We start from the raw sequence: 13,986 nt of genomic DNA on the forward strand, positions 1-13,986 counted from the left end.
AGGGCGCAAGACCTCGAACCCGTCGCATCCGATGGATGTGCAGAGCCCGTTCGTTCACACGAGGAGTAGGCAATTCACATGACCAAGCAACCCGTGTCTGTCAATGGTGTCGTCCGTTGGAAGGACGTGGGTGTGGCAGATGACGTCAACACGGACTCCCACGAGGCCAAGGTGGGCGTCCTGCGCCAGGAGATCGGGGAGGTGCTGCGCAGCGTCCGGCAGCGTCAGGGCCGCACCCTCCGCGAGGTCTCGCACCTCGCCCGTGTCTCCCTGGGGTACCTGAGCGAGGTGGAGCGCGGCCAGAAGGAGGCATCTTCCGAGCTGCTCGCCTCGATCTGCACGGCACTGGACATTCCCATGTCCCAGATGCTGCGCGAGGTGGCGGACCGGCTGGCCTACGCCGAGGGCAACTACATCCCCGACACCGTTCCGTCCGAGCTGACCGACGAGTTCACCCGCGAGGTGCGTCAGCTGCGCGGAGGCACGGCGGCCGGCGCCCACTGATCCACTCCCACCGACCCGTTGGGCACACCACCGCGTGAGCCCGGAGCAGCAGCGGACCCGCCCAGGGGGCGGGTCCGCTGCCGTGTCCGCCGTGCGGCGACGTCCGGTTCGCTGGGCCCACCGGATTCGACCGGTCAGCACCCGTGCCTCTGCACCACCACCCGAGGAGTTCACGCCATGCGAGTCAGCACGTTCTGGGAGCTGATGTCCCACGAGTTCGGGGCCAGCTACTGCCGGGTTCTCGCGGACGACCTGGTGCTGAGTGAGGTGGGGGAGCGCACCGCCACGGAGGCCCTTGCGGCCGGGGTGGACCCCAAGTCCGTGTGGTTCGCGGTGTGCCGCGCGCAGGACGTCCCCGAGTCCCGGTGGTGGGGCCCGGACCAGCCGCCCAGGAGCTGACGTGCACCGAGCATGATTCGAAGGTATATTCGAAGGGCGTCACGCGGGCTCCACAGGCGGCCCGGTTCCTTATGGGTGTCGGACACCCTCGTTAGCGTGGACCGCGAAGACATCGACAGGGCCTGGACCAGGCCCCTGAGACCCGAGGTGAATCATGGCAGCCAAGTCCAAGGGTGCATCCGCTCCCACGCCGTCTCAGACGGCCGGCTCCGATCGGCAGAAGGCGCTCGACACCGTCCTCTCGCAGATCGACAAGAACTACGGCAAGGGCTCGGTCATGCGCCTGGGCGACCGCCCGGCCACCAAGATCGAGACCATCCCCACGGGCTCCATCGCGCTGGACGTCGCCCTGGGCATCGGCGGCTTCCCCCGCGGCCGCGTGGTCGAGATCTACGGCCCGGAGTCCTCCGGCAAGACCACCGTGGCACTGCACGCCGTGGCCAGTGTCCAGAAAGCGGGCGGCATTGCGGCCTTCATCGACGCGGAGCACGCGCTGGACCCGGCCTACGCGGAGAAGCTCGGTGTGGACACCGACAACCTCCTCGTGTCCCAGCCGGACACCGGTGAGCAGGCCCTGGAGATCATGGACATGCTCGTGGGCTCCGGGTCCATCGACATCATCGTCATCGACTCCGTGGCCGCGCTGGTGCCCAAGGCCGAGATCGAGGGCGAGATGGGCGACAGCCACGTGGGTCTGCAGGCCCGCCTGATGTCCCAGGCGCTGCGGAAGATCACGGGCCGGCTGTCCCACACGAACACCACGGCCATCTTCATCAACCAGCTGCGCGAGAAGATCGGCGTGTTCTTCGGCTCCCCGGAGACCACCACGGGTGGCAAGGCGCTGAAGTTCTACGCCTCCGTGCGCGTGGACGTCCGGCGTATCGAGACGCTCAAGGACGGCGCCAACCCCGTGGGCAACCGCACCCGCGCCAAGATCGTGAAGAACAAGATGGCTCCGCCCTTCAAGCAGGCCGAGTTCGACATCCTCTACGGCCAGGGCATCTCCATCGAGGGCGGCCTGATCGACATGGGGGTCGAACACGGGATCGTCAAGAAGTCCGGCGCCTGGTTCACCTACGAGGGTGACCAGCTGGGCCAGGGCAAGGAGAACTCCCGCCGCTTCCTCAAGGACAACCCCGAGCTGGCGCAGGAGATCGAACGGAAGATCCTGGTGAAGCTGGGCATCTCCGAGGACCCGGACGAGGCCTCGCAGGACCCGGAGGGGCTGGACACGGAAACCGGGGAGCTGGATCCGGATGCACCCTTCGCCCCGCAGCAGAGCGACACCGAGCTGCCCGCCTTCTGAGTGAGGTGATCCGGTGGTGAACCAGTCCTCGCAGCACGACTCCCGGGCTCGCCGGTCCACGGTCTCGCGCCGTGGTCCGGCGAGCCCGGGGATGCGGCGTCGCCGTTCGCGGTCGCAGAAGCAGATGCTCAGGTGGTGGACACGGCGGAGACCGCAAGCGCGGAGCAGCTCGAGACGGCTCGTGGCATTGTGCTGCGGCAGCTCACGGCCTCGGCCAAATCACGCCGCCAGCTCGAGGACAAGCTCGCGGAACGGGATGTGCCGGAGCATGTTGCCCAGGAGGTGCTCGACCGCTTCGAGCAGGTCGGTCTGGTGGACGACCGTGAGTACGCCGCCATGTTCGTCCGCTCCCGCGCCGAGACCCGCAAACTCTCGCGGGCGGCCCTGCGGCGTGAGCTCTCCCAGCGCGGCATCACGGGGGAACTGGCGGAGCAGGCCCTTGAGCAACGCCACGAGGAGGACGAGGTGCGTGACGCGCACGAGCTCGTCCGCAGGAAGCTTCCGGCGTCGGCGGACCTCACGGACCGCAAGGAACGGGACAAGCTCACCCGCCGACTGGTGAGCATGCTGGGCCGCAAGGGGTACCCGTCCGGCATGGCGTTCGCCGTGGTCAAGGAGGAGCTCGCAGGGCTCGGATCCCTGTCCGATCCGGTCTCGGAGGACGGCGCGGGCGCCGAGGTCTGGGACACCCCGTGAGGGGTCGTTCCGTTCTCCGGGTGCTGCCCGGTGAACGGGCAGGCACGGCCCCGGAAGATTTGACCCCGTCCCTAAGATGATGGGGTGACTCAGATGCCCCACACCGCCGTAGACCCCTCCGCACCGGTCCCGTCGGACGCTCCGCCCGCCTACGAGGTGCGGACCCTCGGCTGCCAGATGAACGCCCACGACTCCGAGCGCATCACAGGCCTGCTCGAGAACGCGGGGTACATCCCGGCCGTGGGGCGCGAGCCTGACCTGGTGGTGTTCAACACCTGCGCGGTGCGCGAGAACGCGGACAACAAGCTCTACGGACAGCTGGGCCAGCTCGCTCCGGTCAAGCGCCGCAACGACCGGATGCAGATCGCCGTGGGCGGGTGCCTCGCGCAGAAGGACCGGGCCACCATCGTGGAGAAGGCTCCGTGGGTGGACGTGGTCTTCGGCACCCACAACATCGGCTCGCTGCCGGTGCTGCTGGAACGCGCCCGGCACAACGAGCAGGCGCAGGTGGAGATCCTGGAGGCCCTCGAGACCTTCCCCTCCGCGCTGCCCACCAAACGCGAACAGGCGTACGCGGGATGGCTGTCCATCTCGGTGGGGTGCAACAACACGTGCACGTTCTGCATCGTCCCGCAGCTGCGTGGCAAGGAGAAGGACCGGCGTCCGGGGGACATTCTCGCGGAGGTCCAGGCCCTCGTGGACTCCGGAGCGGTGGAAGTCACGCTGCTCGGGCAGAACGTGAACTCCTACGGTGTGGAGTTCGGTGACCGCGGCGCGTTCGCCAAGCTGCTGCGCGCGTGCGGCGACATCCAGGGACTGGAACGGGTCCGGTTCACGAGCCCCCACCCCGCGGCCTTCACGGACGACGTGATCGACGCCATGGCCGAGACCCCGAACGTGATGCCGCAGCTGCACATGCCGCTGCAGTCGGGCTCGGACCGGATCCTGAAGGACATGCGCCGCTCCTACCGGTCCAAGAAGTTCCTGGGGATCCTGGAACGGGTGCGGGAGCGCATCCCGCAGGCGGCCATCACCACGGACATCATCGTGGGCTTCCCCGGGGAGACGGAGCAGGACTTCCAGGACACGCTGGACGTGGTGGAGGCCTCGGAGTTCTCCTCCGCGTTCACGTTCCAGTACTCGATCCGCCCGGGAACCCCCGCGGGGGAGATGGCGGACCAGGTGCCCGCGGCCGTCGTGCAGGAGCGGTTCGAGCGCCTCACGGCTCTGCAGGACTCCATCAGCGCCCGGCTCAACCGCCAGCTCGTGGGGACGCGTGCGGAGCTGCTCGTGAGCGCGCAGTCCGGGCGCAAGTCCGGTGCCACGCACCGGCTCTCGGGGCGCAGCCGCGACCAGCGCCTGGTGCACTTCAGCGTGCCGGAGGGCTCACCCGTGCCGCGTCCCGGGGACTTCGTCACCGTGCCGGTCACGGGGGCCGCGGCCTACCACCTGCTCGCGGACCCCGCGGACGCCTCCGAGTACCACGTCCGGCCGTCGCGTGGCGGGGACGCGTGGGAGGCGGCGCAGGCCGAGAGCTGCGGGGCGCCGTCGTCCGGTGGGGCCGCAGGATCTGCCGGGACCGTGGGACTGGGGATGCCCGTCCTGCGGAAGCCCTGACGGGGATGACCGACCGCGGCGCACCCACGCCCCTCGTGGCCGTGGTGGGCCCCACGGGCACGGGCAAGTCCGATCTCGGCATCGCCCTGGCCCACGAGCTGGGCGGCGAGGTGATCAACGCGGACGCCCTGCAGCTCTACCGGGGCATGGACATCGGCACGGCCAAGCTGCCGCTCGAGGAGCGGGACGGCGTGCCCCACCACCTGCTCGACGTTCTCGACATCCACGAGGAGGCGTCCGTGGCGGCATTCCAGCGGGATGCCCGGCGCTGTGCGGACGAGATCCGGGAACGGGGTCGCGTGCCCGTCCTCGTGGGCGGCTCAGGGCTGTACGTGCGGGCCGCGCTGGACGCCATCGAGTTCCCCGGAACGGACCCCGGGATCAGGGCACGGCGGGAGGAGCAGCTGCGGCGTGACGGCCGCGCGGTGCTGCTGCGGGAACTGGCCGCCGTGGACCCGGAGTCCGCGGCGCGCGTCAAGGACGACCGGCGTCTGGTGCGGGCCCTCGAGGTCCACGACCTCACGGGGCGGCCCTTCACGTCCTTCATGCCGCAGCGCCGGTACGTGCGCCCCACGGTCCAGATCGGGCTGGCCATGGACCGGGACGAACTCAACGACAGGCTGGCGCGCCGTGTGGACCTCATGCTGGAGCGGGGCTGGCTGGACGAGGTCAGGGTTCTCGCCGCACGCGGTCTACGAGAGAGTCCCACGGCCGGCAGGGCGCTCGGGTACCCGCAGCTGCTCGCCGTGCTGGACGGCACCATGACCCTGGCGCAGGCCCGCGAGGACACCGTGGCGGCCACCCGCAGGTTCACCAAACGGCAGCGCACGTGGTTCCGCGCCGATCCGCGCGTGCACTGGATCGAGTGCTGCGCAGGGCGCAGCGTCACGGACCTCGCGGCTCGAGCCCTGCAGGTCGTCCGTGCTCAGTAGGATGACGCGCATGAGTGCAACCAACGAGGGGACGGGACCAGCAGTGGGCAGCGGTGAACTGGCGGGCGTGCGGGTGAGCAAGGCGCACGGCACGGGCAACGACTTCGTGGTCTGCACGGACCGCGACGGGACCCTGGACATCTCCGCGGAGACCGTGGCGAGCGTGTGCGACCGGCACACAGGGCTCGGCGGGGACGGACTGATCCGTGCCGTGCGCTCCCGGCACCTGGAGGAGGGGCGACGGCTGCTGGAGCGGCATCCGGATGCCGAGTGGTTCATGGACTACCGCAACGCGGACGGCTCACTCGCCCAGATGTGCGGCAACGGCGTGCGGGTCTTCGTGGACCACCTGGTCCGTGAGGGGCTGCTGAGCCTGCCCCCCGGCGCGCGGGTGCGGATCGGGACCCGCGCTGGGGCCCGAACGGTGGCGCGCACCTCCGCCGGGTACGCCGTGGACATGGGGCCCTGGAGCTTCAGCCACGGCGAGGAGGCCCGCGAGCGGGGTTCGGACTGCGTGGTCACCGCCCACGGTCTCACCGTCCCGCGACCGGGCGTGTCCATCGACATGGGCAACCCGCACACGGTGGTCGTCCTGTCCGAGGGGGAGAAGCTCGACGCCCTGGACCTGCACGCCGCGCCCGCGGTGGATCCTGTGCCCTCGAACGGCACCAACGTGGAGTTCGTGGTCCCGCTCGACCACGACGACACCGAGGTGGGGCGGCTCGAGATGCGCGTGCACGAGCGCGGCGTGGGGGAGACGCTCTCCTGCGGCACCGGAGTGTGCGCGGCTGCGGCCGCCGCCCGTTTCTGGGGCGGGCCCGAGTCCCCGGACCGGTGGTTCGTGCAGGTTCCCGGCGGGGTTCTCTCGGTCACGTTCGTGGCCGCCCCGGACGGCACCGAGCACGTGGTGCTCGCGGGGCCGGTCCGTGTGGTCGCCACTGCGGAGCTCGTGTAGCGGGTCCGGGACGTCACGCGCCGGTCGCGCGGAGGCGGGCGGGCGGCGTCGTGCGGTGTGGGCGTCGTGCGAGGCGGGGCCGTGGAGGCCCTCAGTCCCGGTGGACGGCGATGATGCGGAAGCCCTTGTCCGTGGCCGCACGCTCCACGCGGAAGTCCGCGGTCAGGGTCTGCGCGAGCCAGCGCTGCAGCGAGTCCCCGCCCAGGTTCTTCTGGACCACCAGCCACGCCGTGCCGCCGGGGTTGAGGCGGGGCAGCCACGTGGTCAGGATCTCGTGCAGGGCGTCCTTGCCCACCCGGATCGGGGGGTTGGACCAGATGGTGTCGAACGTGCGACCTTCCGGAACGTCCTGCGGCAGAGCGGTCTCCACGCCGGTCAGGCCCAGGGACCGGGCGTTCTCAGCGGTGAGCTGGAGGCTGCGCTGGTTGACGTCCACGGCCGTGACGCGCGCCTCGGGCGCCGCCTGCGCCAGTGCGATCGTGATCGGACCCCACCCGCAGCCGATGTCCAGCAGGTCTGTGCCCTGCGGATCCGGCACGGTGCGCAGCAGCGCCGCTGTCCCCTTGTCCAGGTCCCCGGGGGAGAACACGCCGGCGGCGGTCACCACGTCCACGTGCCGACCTCGTAGCTCCACGCCGATACTGCGCCGCTTCTCCGGTAGCGACGGATCGGAGACGAAGTAGTGGGGGACGGGGTGTTCGGCGGCCATGGCTCCACATGGTAGTGCCCACGGAGTCGTGTCACCGCCCGGCGCTAGACTGGGCCAACCCGTCACCAGCACAGATCAAGGAACCATGACTGACTCTCTTTCGCCCCGGAACCACGCCTCGGAACCCTCCGAGCGTTCCGGCGAACTGTCCGCCTCGGAACTCGAGGACGTGGTCTCGCGCGTCCTGGCGCGCGCCCGGTCCCGCAACGAGCCCACCGCCACTCAGGACGACGACGCCGCCGCGCCCCGCGCGGGCCACGAGCGTCTCGGACGGGCCCGGGAGCTCGTGGACGAGGAGGACACCTACGTCCCCTCCGACGGGGACCAGCAGGACCTCGCCGAGCGCCACGCGCTGCGGCGCGTGGCCGGACTGTCCACCGAGCTCGAGGACGTCACCGAGGTCGAGTACCGGCAGCTGCGCCTGGAGCGAGTGGTGCTCGCCGGTCTGTACTCCAGCGGCACACTCGCGGACGCGGAGAACTCCCTGCGGGAACTCGCCGCGCTCGCCGAGACCGCGGGCTCCGAGGTCATGGACGGCATGCTGCAGCGGCGCGTGAACCCGGATCCGGGCACGTACCTGGGCTCCGGCAAGGCCCTCGAGCTCAAGGACGTGGTGGCCGCCACCGGTGCGGACACGGTCATCGTGGACGCCGAGCTCGCCCCCTCCCAGCGGCGCGCGCTCGAGGACGTGGTCAAGGTCAAGGTCATCGACCGCACCGGCCTGATCCTGGACATCTTCGCGCAGCACGCGAAGTCCAAGGAGGGCAAGGCCCAGGTGGAGCTCGCCCAGCTGGAGTACATGCTCCCGCGACTGCGCGGCTGGGGCGAGTCCCTGTCCCGCCAGGCCGGCGGCCGGGCGGCGTCGGGCGAGGGCATCGGCAGCCGCGGGCCCGGTGAGACCAAGATCGAGCTGGACCGCCGTCGCATTCGCCAGCGGATGGCCAAGCTGCGCCGGGAGATCGCGGCCATGAAGCCCGCCCGGGAGACCAAGCGGCTGAACCGCAAGCGCAACTCGGTGCCCTCCGTGGCGATCGCGGGCTACACCAACGCCGGGAAGTCCTCCCTGCTGAACCGGCTCACGGACGCCGGTGTGCTCGTGGAGAACGCCCTGTTCGCCACCCTGGACCCCACGGTGCGCAAGGCGCAGACCCCGGACGGGATCGGCTACACCCTGGCGGACACCGTGGGCTTCGTGCGGTCCCTTCCCACGCAGCTCGTCGAGGCGTTCCGCTCCACGCTCGAGGAGGTCGCGGACGCGGACGTCATCGTCCACGTGGTCGACGCCTCCCACCCGGATCCGGAGGGTCAGCTCAAGGCCGTGCGGGACGTTCTCACGGACGTGGGGGCCAACGACATCCCCGAGATCGTGGCCCTGAACAAGGCGGACATCGCGGATCCCGTGGTGCTCGCCCGGCTGCGCAACCACGAGAGCCCCTCCGTGGCGGTCTCGGCGCGTACGGGAGCGGGCATCGAGGAGCTGCAGCGGCTGATCTCCGGTGCCATCCCACGGCCCGACCACGAGCTGGACCTCCTGGTCCCGTACACCCACGGGGAAGTGGTGTCACGGCTCCACGCCCAGGACGCGGAGATCCTCAGCACCGAGCACACCCCCGAGGGCACACGTCTGCACGTGCGGGTGCGCGAAGACCTGGTGGACGACCTCGAGCGCTACCTCAGTGCCCCCCACACCCCTGCCGGGGCCGAGGCCCAGGGGCGGGAGCAGGCGCAGGACTCGCAGGGCGCATGAGCGCACCGTTCATCGACGAGACCGGCAAGGACGTCTCGGAGATCCGCCCGGAGTCCCTCCCCGGGGGCGCGGACGCCCTCGAGCTGCTCGACGCCGCCGTCACCGCCCTCGGGGGGCAGCGGCGGGACGGTCAGCGCTTCATGGCGGCCAAGGTGGCCGAGGCCCTGCAGACCCGCCGCCACCTGCTGGTGCAGGCGGGCACGGGCACGGGCAAGTCGCTCGCCTACCTGGTTCCCGCGCTGGTCCACGCGAGGACCTCGGACAAGCCGGTGGTCGTGGCCACGGCCACCCTGGCCCTGCAGTCGCAGATCACCGGCCGTGACGTGCCGCGTCTGCTCGACGCACTGGAGGACGAGCTCGACGAGCGCCCGGACGTGGCGCTGCTCAAGGGCCGCTCCAACTACGCGTGCCTGCACAAGGTGGAGGGCGGGTACCCCGAGGACCACGACGCCGCTCTGTTCAGCGCTCCGGTCGGAGGCTCCGGCGGCGTGGGAACGGGCCGCCCTCTCGGAGGGCTGGCGCAGCAGGTTCTCCGCCTGCGCGAGTGGGTCGAGACCACCGAGAGCGGGGACCGGGACGACATCCAGCCGGGGGTCTCGGACGCCGCGTGGCGCCAGGTCTCCGTGACGGCCAAGGAGTGCCTGGGGCGCAAGTGCCCGCTCGTGGAGGAGTGCTTCGCGGAACGTGCCCGCGCTCAGGCGGGTGGGGCGGACATCGTCATCACCAACCACGCTCTCCTCGCGATCAACGCCTTCGAGGGCCTCGCGGTGCTCCCGGAGCACGACGTCGTCATCGTGGACGAGGCGCACGAGCTGCGCGACCGGGTCACCGGCGCGGTCACGGCGTCGTTATCAGCGGCGGCCGTGCGCGCGGCGAGCACCGCCGTCCGCAAGCACACGGCGGCCTCCAGCGACGCGCTGGAACGAGCCGCGCAGGCCTTCGACAAGGCGTTCGACGACGAGGACGCGGGCCTGCTGCCCCGGGGATTCACCGAGGAGCAGGTCTACGCGGTACGGGGGATCCAGGACGCCGCCCGCACAGGGCTCAGCGACACCAAGGGGGAGTCCAAGGGAGAGGACGCCGGACGGCACGCCGCACGCTCGCGGCTCTCGGAGCTTCTGGACACCTCCGAGCGCATGCTCGGGGCAGACACCGCGCACGACGTCCTGTGGGTTTCGCGTGTGGGTCGGTGGAGCCCCACGGAGGGGTACGTGGGCACCTCGGCGGGAGAGCCTGCCACGCTCAACATTGCGCCCCTGAGCGTGGCGGGGCCCCTGCGCGAGGGTCTCTTCGACGGCCGCACGGTGGTGCTCACCTCCGCGACACTGGCCGTGGGGTCGTCCTTCTCGTCGGTCGCCGGGTCCCTCGGCCTGCAGGGCCCGGGGGCGCCGCCCTGGCGGGGCGTGGACGTGGGAAGCCCCTTCGACTACCGCCGCCAGGGGATCCTCTACGTGGCCAAGCACCTTTCCAAGCCCGGGAGGGGCGTCTCGGAGGAGCAGCTGGGCGAGCTGCTCGAGCTGCTGGAGGCGTCCGGAGGCGGAGCGCTCGGGCTGTTCTCCTCACGGCGCGCGGCGGAGGACGCCGCAGAGGCGTTGCGGGAGCGGACCGAGCTGCCCATCCTGTGCCAGGGGGACGCCTCGTTGCCCTCACTCGTCAAGGAGTTCACGGACGATCCCGCGGCCAGTCTGTTCGGCACCATGAGCCTGTGGCAGGGGGTGGACGTCCCGGGGCAGTCCTGCCGGCTGGTGGTGATCGACAGGATCCCGTTCCCCCGCCCCGACGATCCGCTGGGCACCGCCCGCACCCGTGCCGCCGAGCGCGCCGGGGGCAACGGCTTCATGACGGTGTCCGCCTCGCACGCGGCTGTTCGGCTTGCCCAGGGCGCGGGACGGCTGATCCGTGCGAGCGGGGACAAGGGTGTGGTGGCGGTTCTGGACTCCCGCCTTGCGACGGCCCGCTACGGGTCCTTCCTCGCCCGGTCGCTGCCCCCGCTGTGGCCCACCACGGACAAGTCCACCGTGCTGGGGGCGCTGCAGCGGCTGGGCCGGCAGTGAGGTGAGGGCCCCGCGCCGCGGCTACAGGGAGCGCAGGACGGAGACGACCTTGCCCATCACGGTGGCGTGGTCGCCCAGGATGGGTTCGTAGCGGGTGTTCTGCGGCAGGAGCCAGGTGTGGCCGTCGCGCTGCCGGAAGGTCTTCACCGTGGCCTCGTCGTCCAGCAGGGCGGCCACGACGTCCCCGTTCTCCGCGGAGTTCTGCTGGCGCACGACCACCCAGTCGCCGTCGCAGATGGCGGCGTCGATCATCGAGTCCCCGGCGACCTTGAGCATGAACAGCTGGCCGTGGCCCACGAACTGCCGCGGCAGCGAGTAGACCTCCTCGACGGACTGCTCGGCGGTGATGGGGCCGCCCGCGGCAATGCGGCCCACCAGGGGCACGGGCACCATGGCGTCGTCCTCGTCCGCGACGGGCACCGAGCCCAGGGTGGGCGTGAGGGACGAGACCGTGGCACCGCCGGCGGCTTCACCCGCCTGGGGCGCCTCCTCGCCCAGGTGGTGGTCCAGCTCCTGCTGGCTGAGCGGGCGCAGCACCTCCATGGCCCGGGGGCGTCGGGGGTCACGGCGGAGGTACCCCCACTTCTCCAGCTGACCGAGCTGGTGCGTGACGCTCGACAGAGATGCGAGCCCCACGATGTCCCCGATCTCCCTCATGGACGGCGGGTACCCCCGCGTGGCGATCGAGCGCTGCACGGCACCCAGGATCCTCGCCTGACGGTCCGAGAGTGTTCGAACGGGCCGGCCAGGTGTCTGCTGAGCGGGGGAAGTGGTGCTCACGAGCGGGGTCCTTTCGCCGTGCCGCACAGGGCGTGCCCGGGGGCCGGGCCGCGGACCGCTTATGCGTGTCGGAGACGTGGGGTCGACTGTCACATGTATGGGGCCAGCTTAACCCGGGTGACCTGCGCATTCAAATATGTGTTCGAAACGGACCTCGACACCGTTCGTACATCCGTGCTAGAACTGTCACCAGACATTCGAAGATGTGTTCTACCCGCTACCGCGGTTCGAACACCGCCGCCCGGTGGGCGGCATCGACCGGAACACCAGGAGGTTGCCATGACCGCTCTCATCATGCCGAGGCCCGTTCGCCGGGCCACCGGAGTACGCGGCCGGTCCAGCATCCGAGCCGGTGTCGCCCGTCAGCTGGACGCCGCCGGCGGGGGAGGGCACGATCTCGGACCGGGGATCATGCGCTTGACCCGCCGCGGCAGACTGCTGCTGATCGGACTGCCCGTGGTCACCGGAGCCGCAGCGCTGCTCGTGGTGGCCGCGGTGTTCCTGCTGCCGCCCACCGTCAACGCCTCCACGGACCCCGTGGGTGAGCCCGTGACCCAGAGCGTCACGGTGCAGGCCCGGCAGAGTCTGTGGGAGATCGCGGTGGCCGCCGACCCCGACCGCGACCCGCGGGAGGTCATGGACGACATCGCGGAGCTCAACGGCCTCAGCTCGTCCCAGCTCTCGGCCGGTCAGGTCCTCGAAGTTCCGGCCCGGTAGGCTCTGCTGACCCTTTGGTCTCCACGGGCCCGGAGTGCCCAGCCTGCCCCGTGGTCTCAAGGGATCCCGTGATCTTGAGGGACCCCGTGGTCTCGAGGGAGCCAGTGATCTTGAGGGCCCCGTCGACTCAACGAGCCCCTGTGGTCTCAGCAGTGCGTGGAGCACGAGGGCGGCGGCCTTGCAGTCTGTGTGCGCCGACTGCCTCGGGGATCAGCAGCGCCGTCCTTCCCCGTTCTTCCCCGGCGGCGCTCGGCTCGATCGACCCCCGGCCTGTCGGTTGGACCCGCGCTCGATAGGATGAACCGGTGAATTCCGCCGCAGATCCTCTGGCCTCCCTCCCGATGCGTGACGACCTGCAGGGGATGTCCCCGTACGGGGCTCCGCAGCTGCAGGTGGAGGTCGCGCTGAACACCAACGAGAACACCCACCCCGTTCCCGACGCCGTCGTGGACGCGATCACGGATCGTGTGCACCTCGTGGCCGGGGCGCTGAACAGGTACCCGGACCGGGACTTCACCGCCCTGCGGAAGGCCCTGGCCTCCTACCTGGGGCACGGCCTCGACGAGCGGAACATCTGGGCGGGCAACGGCTCCAACGAGGTGCTGCAGCAGATCCTCCAGGCCTTCGGGGGACCGGGGCGTTCTCTCCTCAGCTTCGTTCCCACGTACTCCATGTATCCGTTGCTCGCACTGGGAACGGGCACACGGTTCATCGCGGGGGAGCGGGACGCCGACTTCTCCCTCACGGCGGACGCCGCGGCCCGGCAGGTGGCCGAGCACGCGCCCAGCGTGGTGTTCCTGTGCTCGCCCAACAATCCCACGGGGACCGCTCTCGAGCTCGACGTGGTCGATGCCGTGTACCGCGCCGGAGAGACGCACCGCACGGTCGTGGTGGTGGACGAGGCCTACGCCGAGTTCGCCCGCGAGGGAACACCGTCCGCGCTGACCCTGCTCGAGGACCGCCCCCGGCTCATCGTGTCCCGGACCATGAGCAAGGCCTTCGCCCTGGCTGGAGCCCGCCTCGGCTACTTCGCGGCGGCGCCGGAGATCGCGGATGCCATGCGGCTCGTCCGGTTGCCCTACCACCTGTCCTCCGTCACCCAGGCCACCGCGCTGGCGGCACTCGAGCACCACGGTGCGCTGCTGGCCACCGTGGAGGACATCAAGACCCAGCGTGATCGGATCGTGCGGGAACTCACCCGTCTGGGGCTCGCGCCATCGGCGTCGGACTCGAACTTCGTGTTCTTCGACTGCGGCGGAGACGCGCACGCGATGTGGCAGGCCCTCCTGGACGACGGGGTGCTCGTGCGGGACGTGGGGATTCCCGGGCACCTGCGGGTCACCGCCGGCACGGAGCCCGAGACGTCCGCGTTCCTGGACGCTGTGGCGGGGTACCTGTCCGCGCGCTGAGTCACGACGGACCCACGTTCACCGGAGGCCGGAGGCCGGGGGCTGGCTGCGGGCGGCGCGTCGGCCAGGGCGCGGAGCAACTGCGGTCCCGCCTAGACTGGAACGACCCGCGCGCACCACGCGTCCCGCCATTGCCGGACCGGCCGCGCGCGGGCGGATCG

At 70.8% G+C, this 13,986-nt stretch carries 13 protein-coding genes; 11 read left to right on the forward strand and 2 right to left on the reverse strand.

Annotated elements, in window-relative coordinates:
- Positions 1-78: 78 nt before the first annotated feature.
- The 7 genes from AABM36_RS06300 (at position 79) to dapF (ending at position 6,409) form a co-directional block, all read left to right on the forward strand.
- Entirely contained in the window at positions 79-504 is a 426-nt protein-coding gene (locus tag AABM36_RS06300; RefSeq protein WP_121566370.1) for a helix-turn-helix domain-containing protein, read from the forward strand.
- A 177-nt stretch (positions 505-681) separates the two neighbouring features.
- Positions 682-903 (forward strand): DUF3046 domain-containing protein, encoded by a 222-nt coding sequence (locus AABM36_RS06305; protein ID WP_121566371.1) that lies wholly within the window; start codon positions 682-684, stop codon positions 901-903.
- Positions 904-1,057: 154 nt separating this feature from the next.
- Positions 1,058-2,209, forward strand: coding sequence for a recombinase RecA (recA, locus tag AABM36_RS06310; RefSeq protein WP_019310905.1), 1,152 nt, complete (start codon positions 1,058-1,060; stop codon positions 2,207-2,209).
- Between the two features lie 135 nt (positions 2,210-2,344).
- The gene (locus tag AABM36_RS06315; protein ID WP_224764913.1) at positions 2,345-2,905 is read left to right on the forward strand and encodes a regulatory protein RecX; all 561 of its coding nucleotides are present in this window, start codon (positions 2,345-2,347) and stop codon (positions 2,903-2,905) included.
- Between the two features lie 93 nt (positions 2,906-2,998).
- Entirely contained in the window at positions 2,999-4,522 is a 1,524-nt protein-coding gene (gene miaB, locus AABM36_RS06320) for a tRNA (N6-isopentenyl adenosine(37)-C2)-methylthiotransferase MiaB (RefSeq protein ID WP_121566372.1), read from the forward strand.
- A gap of 5 nt (positions 4,523-4,527) precedes the next feature.
- On the forward strand, positions 4,528-5,454 hold the full coding sequence (gene miaA, locus AABM36_RS06325) for a tRNA (adenosine(37)-N6)-dimethylallyltransferase MiaA (protein ID WP_121566373.1): 927 nt from the start codon (positions 4,528-4,530) through the stop codon (positions 5,452-5,454).
- 10 nt (positions 5,455-5,464) lie between these two features.
- Positions 5,465-6,409 (forward strand): diaminopimelate epimerase, encoded by a 945-nt coding sequence (gene dapF / locus AABM36_RS06330; RefSeq protein ID WP_121566374.1) that lies wholly within the window; start codon positions 5,465-5,467, stop codon positions 6,407-6,409.
- Positions 6,410-6,500: 91 nt separating this feature from the next.
- On the opposite strand, the gene AABM36_RS06335 is transcribed toward dapF, so the two are convergent.
- Entirely contained in the window at positions 6,501-7,118 is a 618-nt protein-coding gene (locus AABM36_RS06335) for a class I SAM-dependent methyltransferase (RefSeq protein WP_181950990.1), read from the reverse strand.
- A gap of 85 nt (positions 7,119-7,203) precedes the next feature.
- Here AABM36_RS06335 and hflX point away from each other — a divergent pair, with 85 nt between their 5' ends.
- Together hflX and AABM36_RS06345 are read left to right on the forward strand one after the other, a co-directional pair.
- Positions 7,204-8,865, forward strand: a complete 1,662-nt coding sequence (gene hflX / locus AABM36_RS06340) for a GTPase HflX (protein WP_047978662.1) — start codon at positions 7,204-7,206, stop codon at positions 8,863-8,865.
- A complete protein-coding gene (locus AABM36_RS06345) occupies positions 8,862-10,919 on the forward strand; it encodes an ATP-dependent DNA helicase (protein WP_121566375.1) in 2,058 nt (685 codons plus the stop codon). Before hflX ends, AABM36_RS06345 begins: the two co-directional genes overlap by 4 nt.
- 21 nt (positions 10,920-10,940) lie before the next feature.
- Here AABM36_RS06345 and lexA read toward each other — a convergent pair whose 3' ends face one another.
- On the reverse strand, positions 10,941-11,699 hold the full coding sequence (gene lexA / locus AABM36_RS06350) for a transcriptional repressor LexA (RefSeq protein WP_259920547.1): 759 nt from the start codon (positions 11,697-11,699) through the stop codon (positions 10,941-10,943).
- Positions 11,700-11,978: 279 nt separating this feature from the next.
- Here lexA and AABM36_RS06355 point away from each other — a divergent pair, with 279 nt between their 5' ends.
- Positions 11,979-12,416, forward strand: coding sequence for a LysM peptidoglycan-binding domain-containing protein (locus AABM36_RS06355; RefSeq protein WP_053069500.1), 438 nt, complete (start codon positions 11,979-11,981; stop codon positions 12,414-12,416).
- 305 nt (positions 12,417-12,721) lie between these two features.
- A complete protein-coding gene (locus AABM36_RS06360; RefSeq protein ID WP_039101307.1) occupies positions 12,722-13,825 on the forward strand; it encodes a histidinol-phosphate transaminase in 1,104 nt (367 codons plus the stop codon).
- Positions 13,826-13,986 lie beyond the last annotated feature (161 nt).

This window comes from Kocuria sp. KSNUG, assembly GCF_049532735.1.
Taxonomy (GTDB): domain Bacteria; phylum Actinomycetota; class Actinomycetes; order Actinomycetales; family Micrococcaceae; genus Kocuria; species Kocuria rhizophila.

Bases quoted from the DNA above. Each gene is read 5' to 3' on its own strand.
- AABM36_RS06300 (WP_121566370.1), top strand. From the start codon at position 79: ATGACCAAGCAACCCGTGTCTGTCAATGGTGTCGTCCGTTGGAAGGAC.
- AABM36_RS06305 (WP_121566371.1), top strand. From the start codon at position 682: ATGCGAGTCAGCACGTTCTGGGAGCTGATGTCCCACGAGTTCGGGGCC.
- recA (WP_019310905.1), top strand. From the start codon at position 1,058: ATGGCAGCCAAGTCCAAGGGTGCATCCGCTCCCACGCCGTCTCAGACG.
- miaB (WP_121566372.1), top strand. From the start codon at position 2,999: ATGCCCCACACCGCCGTAGACCCCTCCGCACCGGTCCCGTCGGACGCT.
- miaA (WP_121566373.1), top strand. From the start codon at position 4,528: ATGACCGACCGCGGCGCACCCACGCCCCTCGTGGCCGTGGTGGGCCCC.
- dapF (WP_121566374.1), top strand. From the start codon at position 5,465: ATGAGTGCAACCAACGAGGGGACGGGACCAGCAGTGGGCAGCGGTGAA.
- AABM36_RS06335 (WP_181950990.1), bottom strand. From the start codon at position 7,118: ATGGCCGCCGAACACCCCGTCCCCCACTACTTCGTCTCCGATCCGTCG.
- hflX (WP_047978662.1), top strand. From the start codon at position 7,204: ATGACTGACTCTCTTTCGCCCCGGAACCACGCCTCGGAACCCTCCGAG.
- AABM36_RS06345 (WP_121566375.1), top strand. From the start codon at position 8,862: ATGAGCGCACCGTTCATCGACGAGACCGGCAAGGACGTCTCGGAGATC.
- AABM36_RS06355 (WP_053069500.1), top strand. From the start codon at position 11,979: ATGACCGCTCTCATCATGCCGAGGCCCGTTCGCCGGGCCACCGGAGTA.